Source organism: Exiguobacterium sp. SH5S4 (genome assembly GCF_004337045.1).
In the GTDB taxonomy this organism is placed as follows: domain Bacteria; phylum Bacillota; class Bacilli; order Exiguobacteriales; family Exiguobacteriaceae; genus Exiguobacterium; species Exiguobacterium aurantiacum_A.
The window spans coordinates 1-390 of sequence record NZ_SJUQ01000089.1; the positions used below are offsets into that span (position 1 = coordinate 1).

Genomic DNA, 390 nt, shown 5'->3' on the forward strand with positions numbered 1-390 from the left:
ATCACGATCTTTTTCTATCACTCTACCAATAATATTTACCTTTTCATTAGCGGGTAATTGATTTTTTATGATTTGAATTTCTCCCTGATAACGTAAATAGTTTATATTATCAATAGTTATTGTACCTATATTTCGATTTTTAGCAGGTAAGGCAGGCATAATATCGGCAGTTTTATTGAATCGACTTTCTAGACTACGAATGACATCACGTGCTTCATCCTGCCTATTCGTATGTTCTCCTAAAACAAATGCCATGTTAGAATCATAAATTTCTGCAGTTAGACATATCATTTCTTTTTCTTTATAGCAGGCAAATTGTTTTAAACAATTAACTAAAAGACCACCATCCCCAATATAAATCTTATCTATTTTTCCTACTAGATCTAATGC

1 protein-coding gene is annotated in these 390 nt (G+C 31.0%); it reads right to left on the reverse strand.

Annotated features, from left to right (window positions below):
• Positions 1–390 (reverse strand): DUF871 domain-containing protein (locus tag EVJ32_RS16095; protein WP_131459137.1); only part of this gene is annotated, 390 nt, incomplete at both ends.